Consider the following 15,017-nt stretch of genomic DNA (forward strand, 5'->3'; position numbering starts at 1 on the left):
TTCTTTAGCTTGAGGGGGGAAGTTTGTGTATAAAGTAATTGCGAAGAGGCTTTTAAATGCAATTCCGCTTTTATTTGTTATTTCTATTATTTCTTTTCTATTAATAAAGCTAGCGCCGGGGGATCCCGTTCGAAACTTTGTAACGCCAAACATGAGTCCAATTGATGTGGAGCGTATTCGCAAAAGTTTAGGACTAGATCAACCAATTTACGTGCAGTATTTTTTATGGTTAAAAAACATTTTAACAGGAAACTTTGGTTACTCACTTCAAAATCATCGTCCTGTTTTGGAACTTATCACAGAAAGATTACCTGCAACAATTGGGTTAATGGGATCATCTTTACTCGTCTCATTCGTAATCGCAATACCACTTGGACTATTTACAGGTGTGAAAAAGAATTCATTCTTTGACCGCATTGTAAACTTTATTTCATACGTTGGTATTTCTATGCCGGTTTTCTGGTTTGCACTACTATTAGTCTACTTATTTTCTTTAAAATTGAACCTACTTCCGAGTATGGGTATGCGCACCGTAGGTAAAGATTCTGTCTGGGATATTGTGCAACACGGTATTTTACCTTGCATGGTGTTAGCGTTCCAAAACGTATCTGTTTATATGAGATATATTCGTTCAAGTACGATTCAGCAATTAGAAGAAGAATATGTACAAATTCAATATGCGTACGGCGCTTCAAAGAAAACAGTTTTATTTAATCACGTACTTCGAAATGTATTAATACCGATCATTACAATTTTCGGATTATCGATTCCAAGTTTAGTAGGCGGAGCGTTCATTACGGAAACAGTATTTTCATGGCCGGGTCTTGGTTCACTTGGGGTAAATGCTATTTTTAGATTTGATTATCCGATTATCATGGCAATTACATTACTATCATCATTCATGTTAATTCTCGGTAACTTAATTGCTGATATTTTATATGGCGTAGTAGATCCGCGCATTCGAATGAGGGGGTGATTTGGAATGAATAATAGGAGATTTCAAACGATAAAAAGTAGTTTTACGAAAAATAAGTTTGTACTAATGGGAGTTATAATACTTGCGATTTTAACGGTTGCATCAATATTCGCATTCGTATCGCCGTACGATCCTAGCAAAATGTCGATTCCAGATCGCTTACAAGAACCAAGTATGAGTCATCCTTTCGGAACGGATGATTACGGAAGGGATTACTTAACGAGAGCGTTATATGGCGGACGAGTTTCACTTGCGGTCGGTTTCCTTGCGATGGTTGTTTCTATTACAATCGGTACTGCAGTTGGAACAATTAGCGGATATTTTGGCGGAAAGTTAGACAACTTTTTAATGCGAGTTGTTGAAGTACTGATGTCAATTCCATCATTCTTTTTAATGCTACTATTAAATGCGTATTTAAAACCAGGAATTACGACGTTAGTTCTTATTATCGGATTACTAACATGGATGGACACCGCGCGCATTGTAAGGGCAGAAACGTTATCTGTAAAAGAGCGTGAGTACGTTTTATACGCAAAAGTATCAGGACAAAAATCACTTATGATTATTGTAAGACATATCATTCCTAACATTTTATCAACCATTATTATCGCCGCGACATTAACAATTGCGACATCGATTTTAATGGAATCATCACTTAGTTTCCTAGGTTTAGGTATTAGAGAACCAGATTCTTCTTGGGGCAGCATGCTAAACAATGCGCAAGGATATATTGGTGAAGCTTGGTATTTAACGCTCTTCCCAGGATTCCTTATCCTTTTAACGGTACTGAGTTTTAACGTAATTGGTGAAGCATTGAAGAAAGCTTTCGCACCAAAAGGAGCCGGACATGAAAACTAAAGTGTTAAGTGAAAGGAGTGAGAAGCGTGTCTGAAAAACTACTAGAAGTGAAAAATTTAAAGACTTCTTTTTTCATAGAAAGTGGCGAAGTTGAAGCGGTTCGCGGCGTTACATTTCGCTTAAATAAAGGAGAAGTAGTCGGTATCGTTGGGGAATCTGGAAGCGGGAAGAGTGTAATGGCGAAGTCTGTTATGTCTCTCGTTACGTCACCAGGAAAAGTGAAAGAAGGGGAAATCTTTTTTCATAATGAAAACATACTTTCTAAATCTGAAAAAGAATTACGTTCTATTAGAGGAAATCAAATTTCACTTATCTCTCAAGACCCAATGTCAGCGCTAAATCCGGTCGTGAAAATTGGGAAACAAATGATGGAAGTAATTATACGTCATCAAAAAGTGAAAAAGAAAGAAGCAGAGCAGATCGCGATTAACTTGTTAAAACAAGTCGGTCTTTCGTCACCAGAAGAAAGGGTAAAACAATATCCGCATGAACTAAGCGGTGGTATGAAGCAGCGGGTTATGATCGCAATGGCGATGTCTTGTAACCCAGACCTTCTTATTGCTGACGAACCGACGACTGCACTTGATGTAACGATACAGGCGCAAATACTAGATTTAATGAAAAACTTAAAGAACGAAACGAATATGGCGTTACTTCTTATTACGCATGACTTAGGAATTGTCGCGCAAAACTGTACGCGCGTCATCGTTATGTACGGCGGGCTTATTATGGAAGAAGGACCTGTACTTGATATTTTCCAATCGCCGAATCATCCATATACGAAAGGGCTATTAAACTCTCTGCCAAAAATATCGAACGGCGTAAAAGAAAGACTCGCTCCTATTCAAGGTGTAACGCCAAACTTATTAAATCCACCACAAGGTTGCCCATTCGCAGAGCGTTGCCCGCATGCGATGGACATTTGTGAAAAAGAACGTCCGCCATATTTTGAAATCGGAAACGAAAGACGTTCCATGTGCTGGTTAAACGATAAGACAGTAGGTGATTCACATGCATGAAGAAAACTTAATTGAAGTTCGGAACTTAAAAAAGTATTTTCCTATTAAAAAAGGACTATTCGGCAGAAAAACAGAGCAATTAAAAGCAGTCGATGACTTAAGCTTCACTATTAAAAAGGGTGAAACATTCGGGTTAGTAGGAGAATCTGGCTGCGGAAAATCAACGACAGGAAGAAGTATCATTCGCTTACACGATGTCACTTCAGGTAACGTTTTATTTGACGGAAAAGATATCGCAAGTTTAAAGGAAAGTGAACTAAAAGAATATCGAAAACGAATGCAAATCATTTTCCAAGATCCATACGCATCATTAAACCCGGCAATGAACGTATTCCAAATTATTAGTGAGCCAATGAACATTCATGGATCTTATGAAAAAGAAGAACAAAAAGAAATCATATTAGACCTGCTCAAAAAGGTAGGCTTAAAAGAAGAACATTTATATCGCTACCCGCACGAATTTAGCGGGGGCCAGCGCCAGCGCATTAGCATCGCGCGCGCACTATCTGTAAAACCAGACTTTATCCTATGTGACGAACCAATCTCAGCACTAGATGTCTCAGTCCAAGCGCAAGTCGTAAACATGCTGCAAGACATTCAAGAAGAAACAGGCGTCACATATTTATTCATCGCACATGACCTATCGATGGTAAGACACATATCAGATCGAATCGGAGTCATGTACTTAGGAAACATAGTAGAAATTGCCGACAGCGAAGACTTATACACAAAACCGGCACATCCATACACACAAGCACTACTCTCATCTATGCCAGAACTAGATCCAACAAACACAGGTAAAGAACGGATCATCCTAGAGGGGGAAGTTCCAAGCCCGCTCAACTCACCGTCCGGCTGCAAATTTAGAACGCGCTGCAAATTCGCCACTGAAAAATGCGCACAGGAAGTACCGAAGATGGTTGAGATTGCGAAAGGGCATGAAGTGGCTTGTCATTTGTTTTAGAGGGAGAGCACTAGGGGGGACCTGGTGCTTTTTTCTTTTGTGTTGGGGTGTGGGATTGGTTGTAGACTAATGGTCAGTGATTGTTTATAGTTGCATTTCCTGTTATATAATTTTCCTTATTTTTCAACTATAATTGTAATGATATGTTAGATTGTATATTTTATCCTTAATATATTTAATGGAAGGGGGACTCTCTATGAAATTGCTTCGTTCATTTCTCATTTTCACTCTTGTTGTATTGTTAAGCGCATGTAATACAGCAACAAAAGTCACAAAGGTTCAAAAAAATGGCGAAACGACTTTAACAATTGGTTCTTTGCAGGGGTATTACGATGTACAAACGCTTAAAGCTGAAAAAGGAAATGTGGAAATTCCTTATGAGGCAGCAGTTGAAGAAGGTACGATTTTATTGCAAGTCACAAAAGATGATAAGGTCATTTATGAAGAAGAAGTCACTTCTCAAAAAGAAGGTTTGCTTTCTTTTGAAGCGCCAAAATCCGGATCATATGATTTAATTGTACGTGTGAAGGGTGAAGAAGAGAAAGCGAAAGGAATTCAAATACATACGAAGCTATGAAAAAACGGCAAGCGGAGTATACTCGCTTGCCGTTTCCATTTCCAGTTGGTTCTAGCATAACAAATGCTCATCAATTCCAAGAAGTGAACGTAAAGTAATTCCGAAGTATACAATATTTTACTTTCAGCGATGTAATCCCTAATAAAAGATTCAATAAATTTTATAATATAAATATTTAATTCTAATCATTAAAAATCCTACTTTTTCTTACTTTAATTGTTTCTAAAATATAAAGAAGAATACCTAAACCAAATATTTTTTCAGCATTAGAAATATTATTACCTAATCTAATAATCGGTACATTTAAGCCAAATCTTTCACTCCATTCTAAAGGCATATATCCCCTCTTGCAGTTTATTAATATACGATCATCCATTGTACGAAAAGACGTTTCGAAAAAATCAAATTCCACTTCTATCTCAGAAATTTTTATCTCTTTTTCATTCATCAAGGAACCACGTACCATTCCAAATCCTTGTATCATATTTTCTTTAAACATACCTACACAATTATAATTCGAATCATAAATAGCCCAATCATAATTTTCAACTTCACTTTGAAAATATGCAAGGATTTCTCCATCACTTGCTTCCAATCCAAAAACTTCTTTATTTTTTAAAATAGGTAATGTTGAAGAAATCATCTTTGTTCCTGCTACATATCTTCCATCAGGAGTATATAAACCTAAATGTTTATTATTGCCGGGTAATTCTAACAAAACATAAGTATCAATATCCCAAAATGTTAAATCATTTTTAATTATATTTTTTTCGAGTAAATTTCCTTTTCTTAATTGCCAAAATCCAATACTAAAAAATACAAGAGAAGCTATAATAATTAAGATTACTGGTCCCCAATTAATATTACCCCAAGTATTATACATACCAATTAATCCATAAAGAAAAAGCCCAGTTCCAATTAAACATTTCAACTTTCCCTTTTTTTTATAATACTCAAATAATTCCACATAAACACCTCTATCAGTTGGTCTTAATATTTCAATTACCTTTCAAATAGGGGGCACATTACCGAAAGTGAAAAATTGTATGCTAAGGGTGTAAAAACCTATTATAGCAGGTTTTATAGACGTTATATTTCCCTTTATAATAAAAGAGGACGTGGAGTAACTTGATTATTCTTAATCATTCGACAAGATACAACAATTTAAGATCATATTTTTTGCTATGATAAGTAAGAAATTTACATATCGTGTTATTGGGGGATAAAAAGAGATGTTGAAAAAATTTACTACATGTATTTTAGGTGGCGCTTTAGTATTCAATTTATCTGGTTGCGGCAATACATCCGACAAAACTTCTTCAGAATCTAAAGAAACCAATTCTAAACAAGAAGAAAAGAAAGTGCAAACAACTGATGAGGCGAAAACGAAAGAGAATACAAAGCAGAAAAATACAGAACAAACAAAAGAGAAATCAAAAATAAAAGAAAAAGAGTATGCTGTAAACAAGGATTTTCATACACCTAAATTTGATGTAACTGTAAAAAGAGTTGTAGAAAGAGATAAGGTTGGTAAAGAGAGTATAGGATTCCAAAAACCTGAAGATGGACATGTCTTTATTGTTGTAGAAGCAGAAGGGAAAAATATCACAAACGAACCGATGAAATTAGCCGTTTTACCATCAGTGGATTTAGTGGATGAAAATGATAATGCTTATCAAAGTGATGTGTTAGCAGCTAGTAGTTATGCGGTTGAAAAAGGTGAGACCTCTACTATTACTAAGGAATTAAAACCAGGGGAGGTAAAGAGACAAAATAAAGTTTACGTGATTAATAAAGAAAAATTTGATACAGGAAAGTGGTATGTAGTTGTTAACCATGAGTATAAGGAACAAATTAAATAGTGTTTATTTATGAAGAGGAGATGGCTCCTCTTTTTTTTTACAAGTTAACACAGAATTTCGTTATAATGTAGAAATTTAATGTTTTCGAAAAAAAGAATTGACTTCTATATTAGTTGTAACTAAAATGGTTACATAAAGATGTAATCAATTTAGTTACAACTAATATCTGCTAAAAATATGATTTATATATTTAATTAAGGATGGTGGTCCATACGTTGCCACCCGGTGTAGAAAGTTACTAACACATTCAAATCGATGCATATTCTAAGCTTTAGTACTTTCTGTTACGGGGCAATAAGGTGAAACGTTATCTTTTGTTAAAAACCTTGGTGGATCTTTCTTTGGAAATATTAGTTTTGGGGAAATATAGTAAGGTATCTAAAAAGAATAAGGTATAAAAAGATGTACCTATATAAACCAAAAATTTAGTTGAGCTGGATAATAAAAAAAAGGTAGGAGATTTAAATGGAGACGAAACAAGATAATCTTATTTACGTATGGGATGCATATTGTGGATGGTGCTATGGTTTTTCAGAAAGTATTAAAGGATTTTACAAAAACCACACTGAAGTACCATTAACGGTTTTATGTGGAGGGTTATTTTTGGATAATTTACCAATGAAACACTTCTCATATATAGAAGAAGGAAATAAAAGAATTAATCAACTTACAGGTGCTGAATTTGGTCCTTCCTATCAAAAATTGGTGGAGGAAGGGACTTTTAAAATGAATTCGAAAGATGCTGCAATTGGTTTTTCAGCTTTACGCTCATTAGCGCCAGACCGTTTATTAGAATTCACTTCGGCTATGCAAAAAGCGTTTTATTATGAGGGCCAAAGTCTGAGTGATCCTGAAACATATCGTAAAATTGCAATCGAGCATGGTTTGGACCCTGAACAAGTATTAGAACGTTTAAACGCTCAAGAAACAATAATAGATGTCCAAAATGATTTTAATAAAGTTCGACAGCTTGGTGTTAATAGCTATCCTTCCTTACTTTTACAAAAGGATAATCAAATTATTCCTATTGGTGGTGGCGTAATGACGCCGGATAAAATTGAAGCACGTTTTAAAAATTTATATTAAGAAAATTTAGGATATAGTAGCAAACATGTTATCTTAAGCCACCTGACATTCATCTCCGGAATATTCGCCAGTACTATTACACTTTCAGATAAATGGGAGTGGGAGATTTTATCCCGCTTTAACGGGCAGTAAGACCCCCAGCTCAAAATTCAGTGGAAGCAAAGAAGTTAGGTGGGGGATCAACTGTCCGTAAAAGTCCGATTGGTGTGGGCTAATAATCAGTGGGGGATGAACAAAACCCCCACTGATTAAAGTTTCACTTTATCGGAACAAGATAAAAATATGATAATTAGTTAATAACTTTAACAAAAGGAGAATAACATACTATGTTTAAAACAATCGATACAAATCAAAAAGATGTGAAATTAACGGTGTTTAGTTCGGACGAAAAAAGCTTTATGGTCACAGCAACATTAGTTGAGAAAGCAGGACATGCATTTTTAATAAACTCAAAATTTACTCAATCTGATTCGAAAGAAATTGTGGAGTATCTGAAAAAAAATAACTTATCTTTAGATAAAATCTTTATTATTCATGGGGATCCAGACTACTACTTTGGATTAGAGAGCATTAAAGCCGTTTACCCAGAAGCTATAGCGTATGCAACAGAGTCTACTGTTGAACATATCGTTCATTCTGTCTTAGGGAAATTAAAAGTTTGGAAAGACGCCCTTGGAGAAAATGCACCAAGTAACGTGGTATTACCTCAAGTGTTTAAAGAAAAAGTGATTGATTTTCAGGGGTTAACATTTGAACTAGTAGGCTTAGATCATTACAGAACTAGCCTATTTAATAAAGAACTAAAAGTATTAATTGGTGGTATTGATGTCTTTAACGAAATACATGTATTCTTAGCGGATACTAGCTCAAAAGCGACTATGGAGGCGTGGATTGAGAACTTGAAAGTATTACAAGCGTTACATGCTGACATAATTGTACCTAGCCATGGATCAATTGAAAAATCCCTAAATAATCAAGCACTTACTGCGACAATGGATTATCTAAGAACTGCGGTTCAAGCTTCTGAGGAAAGTGGAACTTCAAAAGATTTTGTGGCAAAACTTGAAGCAGCATATCCAGGCTATGCAAATAAAGGTGTATTAGAATTAAGTGCAAAAGTTGTAACAAAAGAAATGCCTTGGGGTTAATGATATGAATAAATATCAAAAGCTATTACATGAAACGTATGTGTTAACTGGCGAAGGAAAATTGGATGCGTTCAAAACGTATTTAAGTGAAAATGTATCTTGGACAGAAGCTGCTGGGTTTCCATATGCAGGTACTTATATAGGTCCAGATGAAGTAGTGAAAAACGTACATGAACGTCTTGGCACAGAATGGGATGACTATAGCGCTAAAGATGAAATCTATGCTTTTAATAACAATACTGTTATCGTGTATGGAAAATATAGTGGGACATATAAAGCTACAGGGAAATCGTTCATAGCAGATTTTTGTCACCTTTATAAGTTTGATGAGAACGATAAGGTTAAGAAGTTTATTCAAATTGTGGACAGTGCAACTGTTAATGAGGTATTAAGTTAGAATGAATCGTTTCTAATATGCCTTGTATAGGGGGAGGTTAGGATAAATGAAATTCCTAACATTACCTCTGACATTACATTTTGGGGAAGGTTTCTCCTTCTTCAAGCTTTTTATAGAAGAAAACTTATTTAAGTAGAAGAGGTAGGTATATATGAAATTAGAGAAAAGTTTAATCATAACAATTATTTCTGTATTTATTTTAGGAGTAGTTTCGACTTTGGTATATCAAGCTTCCACCGGTAATAACAAAGGGAACTCAATTAAGAGCGAAAATGTCGCTTCTGCATCAAAAGAAGTAAAAGAAAATGAAAAGAATAAAAAGATGGTAGTTGATTTCTATAATGAAGTTTTTAACAAACATAATATCGATATTATCCCTAAATATGTTAGCGAAGATTATAAGCAACATAATCCTTTTGTTGCTGATGGACGAAAAGCCTTCATGGATTTCTTTAAGGAGGATTTTGTTAAAAATCCTAATTCCTCTGCAGAGATTAAACGTGTAGTAGCTGAAGGGGATACAGTTGCTCTTCATGTACATTCTCGTACTAATTCTCAAGATAAGGGAGTTGCTATAGTGGATATATTTCGTATCAAGGATGGAAAGATTGTCGAACACTGGGATGTAATTCAAGAGATTCCAAGTGAAGCAGCTAATGATAATACGATGTTTTAGATAGAAGATATATTTAATAATTGTTTAATTGATAGTGCTTTGTAGAATTTAGATAAGTAAAGGAGATGTCCTAGTACCATGCCTGGGACATCTCCTTTTTGTTTTAACGATATTTAATTTATTGTTATTTGTATTTTTTATGTACTACTATTCAAGTACATATCATTTCAGGCGGTTTTCTTTTATCCCGCATTAACGGGCAGTAAGATCCCCACCTCAAAATTCAGCGAAAGCAAAGAAATTAGGTGGGGGCTGATTAAAGTTTCAATTTATGCTTCTATATCTTTTCCCTCTTCTACACCAGCAAAAGCAAATCAGATAAAAATGTAGGGCTTAAGTAACTAAAATAAAGAAAAAGCCATACAAGTAGTATGACTTTCTTTGCGGAACAATTAAGCTTGTGGTGCAGGCGGTCTTCCATGATCGTAAGTAGGTGCACCAGTATTACCATCAGCTATACCCCAAGGCTCCCCGTGTGTGTAAGATGAAGACCACCCTTCTCCATGTGTATATTCTGGAGAAGTACCGATATGCCCATCACTAAATGCTAAATCAGGTCTTTGTGGTGCAGGTGTGTCACCTTTGTTTAATGCCGAAAATTCTAAGTTGTTACTTATACCAAAAGTCATAATTCCAGCTAACGTTAAACCTGCTATTGTTAATCCAAACTTTTTCATTACTTTAACGCCCCTTTAGCTAATAGTTTTTTCTTTGCTTCATTACTCATATAAAAATATTTACTAGCCTTCACATGATGTTCCTCTGCATAAAATTTATTCGCTAATCGTTCTGCATATTCTTCAATGCAATCCCATAACTCTTCTTTTTTAAAGTATGAAACTCCTGCTAATACAACAGCTTCTAATTCTGTAGTGTTAGACGTGTTGTTCAATTTTTCTAAGATTTTAAAGCGATATTGATATTCTTTATTTGCTAATTCATTGCAAATGTTTAAGCCCTTTTCGATGAGTTGAGATGCTACTGTCGTTTCGCCTAATTTTAAATTTTCATCTGCTTGTAAATATAGGGCTTTAAAGTGATTTGGTATATTTTCTGTAACCTCTGATAAGTGACGAATTGCTAAAGAGGATAGATTTTGATTTGCATATAATAGTCCAATGTTATTTCTAACACGTAGTAACAATGTTCTTTCATTTTTACTTTTTAGAATATCTATGGCAGTGTTAAAACTTTCTTCGGCTTGTTCAAATTGCCTTAAATCTATACAAGCTAATCCAAAAACATTGTCACATAATGCTACATTAATTTTATAGCCTGTTTGTTTAGAGAAAATATCTTTAGCTATTCGTATGTAATCAATAGCTAAAAGCGGTTTATAGATTTGATAATAAAATGAAGCTAAACGGTAATTAAATTCAGCTTCTTCTACTTCATTCATTGCGTACATTAAAAGTTTTTTCGCCTTCTCAAAATATTCTTTTGCTTCATTATAGTCTGCAAGAATTGTGCTGTGAATAGCTTTGAAGAAGTGATAATAATAGGATGAAAAACTACTATCAGGTATATCAAAGGAGTTAATTTCATTAAAGCTATCTTTTGTAATGTTAAGTCCATCGGTTAGTACTTTATATCTAAAGTCTAATAATGAATAGTATAATAATAAATTTTTATCTTCTTTTATACTGGAAAGCTTATCTTCAACTTCTTGTTTTAAGTTTGTTGCTTGTACATTTTGATGTTGTAGTATAGCTTGATACCAGTCATTAAATAATTTTGAAATCTGTTCATTCCCCTTCACTGGAACACGCATATAATCCCTTCCTTTTCTGAATAGTCTTACATTAAATAATAGCAAATATAGAATATAATGGAAATTGAAATTTGTTATTTCTCAACATTTGTTTAACAATTTTATTTTCAATTATATAACTAATCGTATTCATTCTAACTGTTTAGTAAATTCGAATATTTGGTACAGTGAAATAATTCTACACAGTACAATTTTTTTATAAATGCTATGAATGCCGTTAAAGAAAAAGCAAAGAAAGACTTCCAAGATGATTACATGACACAGAATTACGTAGCAGATGAACAATCTAAGGTATTTGATTATATAAATGGTATTGAACTCAAATCTCAGGAAGAACTAAACGTTATGAAGAAAGTGATCAACGACTTCCCTAATGACTTCATGACTACTGAATATGTTTATAACAGATAAAAGCTATGAACAAGCAGTAATAAGATATTATGCTTTTCATTTTTTCGCAAACAAAATATGGATAAATACGTTAAAACAATATTCGGATGGGAGTCCAATACATATTATTAAAATTAAAGTGGTTCAAGTCGGAGAAAGGCCCCTTTTGGTGTCTTTCTTTTGTATTTATAACTTTTTTTAGAAATTATTTGAAATATTATACAGTGAATTATATTATTATGTGTGTATGATTTCTGGTTTTAAAAATTACAAAAATTAATAGGGGGGAAACAATAATGAAGTTAGGAAAATTAGCATTAATTGGGGCGTTAACTTTTAGCGGTTTTACTGCAATAGAAATGAGTAAGCCTACCTCACAAGCAGCTGCAGCTTACTCAGATCCACTTAATGATGATTGGGGATTTAAAACCATTGTGGATTTACAAAATTCAGAGGAAAGTACATATCAACCAGATTGGAAGATTGGGAATTTAATAACTGGTGATACATTTTACTTAACACAGCACTTTGGTAGAGAACATTTTGGTGCGCAAATGAAAATTTTTAAAATCCACACAAATGGTACCCTAGAACGATTCCAAACAATAGAACCAGAATTTATTCCTGGAACAGAAATTTGGCAAACCCCTATCACAGATAGCTATACAAGTGGTACTTATGTAGCTGCAATTAAATATCGTGGTGAATTCACGTATTCAAATCAATTTACAATCAATTAGGGATGTAATAAATTGAAAAAAGACTCACTTGGGTTTCTTTTCTTCTGTACATTATATCTATTACGTGCTCATTGATTTTTTATGTACGTTTGATATAATTACTGTAGTAGTATTACAGTAATAGCTTGTGTATATAATAAAAGAAGAGATGCGCTAACATCTCTTCTAATAACTGCTACCGTCAGGGTGGTGGTTATATCATTTATTTTTTACGAAACCCACCCTTTTGCTTCCGACGGCGACGAGGAGTGGGTTTTTTGTTATCTTTTTCTAAAATTTGTTTCCTAAAAACATACGCAGACACTTCACGTACAATGGCTTTCACAAATTCTTTTAGAAGCTCAAACAAAAACTCCATAGGTATATCACCCCCTTTCCTTCCAAATGGAAAGAAGGGATAACCAATCACCCTCACAATATACAGTTAATCCTATTCTATCATACTAGTACAATCTCACCAATATAAAAAAGGACCACCATTACTGGCAGTCCTTTTTTGGTAGTTTTAGAAATTAAATTATAACATATTAATATACAAATTTTAAATATACTTTTCCAAAAGATACTATAAGTTTTTTATAATTCTTGATTTCTCAATTTTCATTGCATAATGAATTTTTCTATGGGTATTAACAACTAACCTTAAAATTATCAATGCACTAGATTATTAGAAAAAATTAGTTATTCATATGATTATTTGGTAAAATATAGATATAATTTAAGAGGGTAAAGTTAATATAGATCAACTAAGTAATGCTAAGAAAATGTTTTATTGCATAAAAAAGGCTCCATTGCTGGAGCACTCAAAATAAACAAACGAATTAAAACAAGAAACAGACAATTTAACTATATAGATAAAACATAAATAAATCTATATATATGTAAAAATGCATATAAAAACTCTATTTATTGATGCTATAATAGTTTTACTCGATGATTGTTATATTTTTTTATGGTTTTTAAGCAATAAATACCTTCTTAACACCAAGTGTACAAGTAAAAGAAGACATCTTAAGCGATGTCTTCTTTTCTTATATAATAACAACACAATAAAATTAAGATGGTTCAAGTGGGAGGAAGGCACCTTTGGGTGTTTTTTCTTTGTCGAATTTGCCTAATAGGGGCAGCACCACATTGCTATCAAGTTAAAAATTTTTTTCACCCAAAACAAAAAAACGAGCTAAATTCACATAAATAACGATGGAAGAAAACAAAAACTTATGGTTAAAAAACTTGTGATGTATGACTATATTGGCTGTTTTTATCCAGAAGGATACATGAATCCTGATTATACATTTGTATTTAATCATGAGGATATTGAAGGAATTATATTTGTAGGTTTTATAAATGAGGAAGAAGAGGCATTTATAGGATTGCTTAATTGAATAGGATCTAGAAACAGGTGATTTTCAAATTTTGATAAAACTAGCAATCTCCACGCCGAAATTGGTTAAATTATAAGGGGGAAAAGCTGGTCACGAAAATGATGAAGAGATTACTATTTTTAAATCAGTTGGTTTGGCTGTAGTAGATATTATTGTTGCGAATTATTTGTATGAAAAAGCAGTGGAGCGCGGGATAGAATTGAGTTTTGAGGGACTGCCCTTTGGTGGTCTTTTTTGCATAAAATCTTGTAAAGCAAGAAAAAGTAGAATGTTAATATTCTAATATTCAATAGAAAGATAAAACATTCAAAAGTTCAGAATAATACATTATAATATATTTAGTAAAATTAACCAATATATATTTTGCTCATTATGTATTAAGGGGGAAATGAAAATGGCTGGACAAATTCGTATGTCACCAGAGGAGCTTAAATCGAAAGCGGCTCGATATGGACAAGGTGCAAATCAAATTGAGGATATTTTAAGTCAACTACAAAACTTACAAAATGAATTAAGAGGAGAATGGGAAGGACGTGCTTTTGAAGGCTTTGACCAACAGTTCAATCAATTAAAGCCAAAGGTACAAAACTTTGCACAGCTATTACAAGAAATTAATATGCAGCTTAATAAAACTGCAGAGGCTGTTGCTTCTCATGATGAAGAATTATCACGTAATTTCGGTTTGAAATAAAAATTGTCATACTCTATATAACAAGCATTTTAAATGAGCCATACAGCTTATATTGTATGGCTCATTTGATTGCATGCCCAACTTAGCTGGACACACGTTTAAAAAGAGTGATATTGATAGGGAATTTTCATATATTTATTGGGATTTCTTTGGCATGTTCTGAAAATTAGAGAAAGGATTTGAGTGATGGGACAATTTCAAAGTAATTTTCAAACGGCACAACAAATTGCTACGCAGATGAGAACAGCTTCGAATATAATCCAAAGTGCAACAAATCGTTCTATAACAAAGGCGACGCGTACAACACTATCTGTTAATTCCAAAGCACAAGAAGCGAATCAACAAATGTTAGATTTTACGAAACAATTTTCCACTGCCTTTCAACAAGCGGTCGATAATATTCATTCAGTAGCCCAAGAGTTTGAGAGAATGGATAACGAACTTCACAACACTTTTCGCTAATGTGAAAACCTACGT

General features: G+C 33.7%; 17 protein-coding genes and 3 pseudogenes. 16 read left to right on the top strand and 4 right to left on the bottom strand.

All coding sequences use genetic code 11. From position 1 onward, the window contains the following. Window positions 1-25: 25 nt before the first annotated feature. The 5 genes from MR112_RS20465 (at window position 26) to MR112_RS20485 (ending at window position 4,394) form a co-directional block, all read left to right on the top strand. Window positions 26-976, top strand: a complete 951-nt coding sequence (locus MR112_RS20465; RefSeq protein ID WP_000278778.1) for an ABC transporter permease — start codon at window positions 26-28, stop codon at window positions 974-976. Window positions 977-982: 6 nt separating this feature from the next. Next, a complete protein-coding gene (locus tag MR112_RS20470; protein WP_001065302.1) occupies window positions 983-1,834 on the top strand; it encodes an ABC transporter permease in 852 nt (283 codons plus the stop codon). A gap of 26 nt (window positions 1,835-1,860) precedes the next feature. Continuing rightward, on the top strand, window positions 1,861-2,853 hold the full coding sequence (locus MR112_RS20475) for an ABC transporter ATP-binding protein (RefSeq protein WP_074554171.1): 993 nt from the start codon (window positions 1,861-1,863) through the stop codon (window positions 2,851-2,853). Next, window positions 2,846-3,817: an ABC transporter ATP-binding protein gene (locus MR112_RS20480; RefSeq protein ID WP_000544123.1), complete on the top strand. Its 972-nt coding sequence runs from the start codon at window positions 2,846-2,848 to the stop codon at window positions 3,815-3,817. Before MR112_RS20475 ends, MR112_RS20480 begins: the two co-directional genes overlap by 8 nt. A 196-nt stretch (window positions 3,818-4,013) precedes the next feature. Next, entirely contained in the window at window positions 4,014-4,394 is a 381-nt protein-coding gene (locus tag MR112_RS20485; RefSeq protein ID WP_000771854.1) for a BA_1872 family lipoprotein, read from the top strand. 181 nt (window positions 4,395-4,575) lie between these two features. Here MR112_RS20485 and MR112_RS20490 read toward each other — a convergent pair whose 3' ends face one another. Then, the gene (locus tag MR112_RS20490) at window positions 4,576-5,361 is read right to left on the bottom strand and encodes an ABC transporter ATP-binding protein (RefSeq protein WP_071740892.1); all 786 of its coding nucleotides are present in this window, start codon (window positions 5,359-5,361) and stop codon (window positions 4,576-4,578) included. Window positions 5,362-5,626: 265 nt separating this feature from the next. On the opposite strand from MR112_RS20490, the gene MR112_RS20495 reads away from it, so the two are divergent. The 5 genes from MR112_RS20495 to MR112_RS20515 all read left to right on the top strand — a co-directional run bounded on the left by MR112_RS20495 (window position 5,627) and on the right by MR112_RS20515 (window position 9,563). Continuing rightward, entirely contained in the window at window positions 5,627-6,256 is a 630-nt protein-coding gene (locus MR112_RS20495; RefSeq protein WP_000913402.1) for a hypothetical protein, read from the top strand. 465 nt (window positions 6,257-6,721) lie between these two features. Further along, entirely contained in the window at window positions 6,722-7,342 is a 621-nt protein-coding gene (locus MR112_RS20500) for a DsbA family protein (RefSeq protein WP_000448615.1), read from the top strand. Window positions 7,343-7,668: 326 nt separating this feature from the next. Beyond that, window positions 7,669-8,490 carry an MBL fold metallo-hydrolase gene (locus MR112_RS20505; protein WP_025686887.1) on the top strand — a complete coding sequence of 274 codons (822 nt, stop codon included), beginning with the start codon at window positions 7,669-7,671 and terminating at the stop codon, window positions 8,488-8,490. 4 nt (window positions 8,491-8,494) lie between these two features. Continuing rightward, window positions 8,495-8,887 (top strand): nuclear transport factor 2 family protein, encoded by a 393-nt coding sequence (locus tag MR112_RS20510; RefSeq protein ID WP_001046359.1) that lies wholly within the window; start codon window positions 8,495-8,497, stop codon window positions 8,885-8,887. A gap of 151 nt (window positions 8,888-9,038) precedes the next feature. Next, a complete protein-coding gene (locus tag MR112_RS20515) occupies window positions 9,039-9,563 on the top strand; it encodes a nuclear transport factor 2 family protein (protein ID WP_000764208.1) in 525 nt (174 codons plus the stop codon). Window positions 9,564-9,955: 392 nt separating this feature from the next. On the opposite strand, the gene MR112_RS20520 is transcribed toward MR112_RS20515, so the two are convergent. Then, entirely contained in the window at window positions 9,956-10,240 is a 285-nt protein-coding gene (locus MR112_RS20520) for a hypothetical protein (RefSeq protein WP_071740888.1), read from the bottom strand. Beyond that, entirely contained in the window at window positions 10,240-11,334 is a 1,095-nt protein-coding gene (locus MR112_RS20525; RefSeq protein WP_071740887.1) for a response regulator aspartate phosphatase, read from the bottom strand. The genes MR112_RS20520 and MR112_RS20525 overlap by 1 nt, the downstream gene beginning before the upstream one ends. Window positions 11,335-11,538: 204 nt before the next feature. Between MR112_RS20525 and MR112_RS20530 the strand changes: the two are divergent. Together MR112_RS20530 and MR112_RS20535 are read left to right on the top strand one after the other, a co-directional pair. Beyond that, a pseudogene (locus MR112_RS20530) lies at window positions 11,539-11,765 on the top strand (hypothetical protein); the annotation flags it as partial. Window positions 11,766-12,020: 255 nt separating this feature from the next. Next, window positions 12,021-12,464: a DUF5065 family protein gene (locus MR112_RS20535; protein ID WP_000765890.1), complete on the top strand. Its 444-nt coding sequence runs from the start codon at window positions 12,021-12,023 to the stop codon at window positions 12,462-12,464. 202 nt (window positions 12,465-12,666) lie between these two features. Here MR112_RS20535 and MR112_RS20540 read toward each other — a convergent pair whose 3' ends face one another. Further along, on the bottom strand, window positions 12,667-12,822 hold the full coding sequence (locus tag MR112_RS20540) for a hypothetical protein (protein WP_165362282.1): 156 nt from the start codon (window positions 12,820-12,822) through the stop codon (window positions 12,667-12,669). Window positions 12,823-13,666: 844 nt separating this feature from the next. Here MR112_RS20540 and MR112_RS20545 point away from each other — a divergent pair. From MR112_RS20545 to MR112_RS20560, 4 genes and pseudogenes are all read left to right on the top strand, one after another. Then, a pseudogene (locus tag MR112_RS20545) lies at window positions 13,667-13,849 on the top strand (DUF4176 domain-containing protein); the annotation flags it as partial. A 76-nt stretch (window positions 13,850-13,925) separates the two neighbouring features. Further along, window positions 13,926-14,045: pseudogene (locus tag MR112_RS20550) on the top strand (ornithine cyclodeaminase family protein); the annotation flags it as partial. Window positions 14,046-14,243: 198 nt separating this feature from the next. Next, window positions 14,244-14,540: a WXG100 family type VII secretion target gene (locus MR112_RS20555; protein ID WP_000918591.1), complete on the top strand. Its 297-nt coding sequence runs from the start codon at window positions 14,244-14,246 to the stop codon at window positions 14,538-14,540. A 186-nt stretch (window positions 14,541-14,726) separates the two neighbouring features. Continuing rightward, the gene (locus MR112_RS20560) at window positions 14,727-15,002 is read left to right on the top strand and encodes a TIGR04197 family type VII secretion effector (protein WP_000529655.1); all 276 of its coding nucleotides are present in this window, start codon (window positions 14,727-14,729) and stop codon (window positions 15,000-15,002) included. Window positions 15,003-15,017: the final 15 nt, after the last annotated feature.

Source organism: Bacillus cereus group sp. BfR-BA-01330 (assembly GCF_022663885.1).
In the GTDB taxonomy this organism is placed as follows: Bacteria; Bacillota; Bacilli; order Bacillales; family Bacillaceae_G; genus Bacillus_A; species Bacillus_A cereus.

Coding starts and splice junctions, on each gene's coding strand:
- MR112_RS20525 (WP_071740887.1), bottom strand. CDS start 11,334: ATGCGTGTTCCAGTGAAGGGGAATGAACAGATTTCAAAATTATTTAAT.
- MR112_RS20500 (WP_000448615.1), top strand. CDS start 6,722: ATGGAGACGAAACAAGATAATCTTATTTACGTATGGGATGCATATTGT.
- MR112_RS20495 (WP_000913402.1), top strand. CDS start 5,627: ATGTTGAAAAAATTTACTACATGTATTTTAGGTGGCGCTTTAGTATTC.
- MR112_RS20555 (WP_000918591.1), top strand. CDS start 14,244: ATGGCTGGACAAATTCGTATGTCACCAGAGGAGCTTAAATCGAAAGCG.
- MR112_RS20510 (WP_001046359.1), top strand. CDS start 8,495: ATGAATAAATATCAAAAGCTATTACATGAAACGTATGTGTTAACTGGC.
- MR112_RS20535 (WP_000765890.1), top strand. CDS start 12,021: ATGAAGTTAGGAAAATTAGCATTAATTGGGGCGTTAACTTTTAGCGGT.
- MR112_RS20540 (WP_165362282.1), bottom strand. CDS start 12,822: ATGGAGTTTTTGTTTGAGCTTCTAAAAGAATTTGTGAAAGCCATTGTA.
- MR112_RS20515 (WP_000764208.1), top strand. CDS start 9,039: ATGAAATTAGAGAAAAGTTTAATCATAACAATTATTTCTGTATTTATT.
- MR112_RS20520 (WP_071740888.1), bottom strand. CDS start 10,240: ATGAAAAAGTTTGGATTAACAATAGCAGGTTTAACGTTAGCTGGAATT.
- MR112_RS20470 (WP_001065302.1), top strand. CDS start 983: ATGAATAATAGGAGATTTCAAACGATAAAAAGTAGTTTTACGAAAAAT.
- MR112_RS20480 (WP_000544123.1), top strand. CDS start 2,846: ATGCATGAAGAAAACTTAATTGAAGTTCGGAACTTAAAAAAGTATTTT.
- MR112_RS20505 (WP_025686887.1), top strand. CDS start 7,669: ATGTTTAAAACAATCGATACAAATCAAAAAGATGTGAAATTAACGGTG.
- MR112_RS20485 (WP_000771854.1), top strand. CDS start 4,014: ATGAAATTGCTTCGTTCATTTCTCATTTTCACTCTTGTTGTATTGTTA.
- MR112_RS20560 (WP_000529655.1), top strand. CDS start 14,727: ATGGGACAATTTCAAAGTAATTTTCAAACGGCACAACAAATTGCTACG.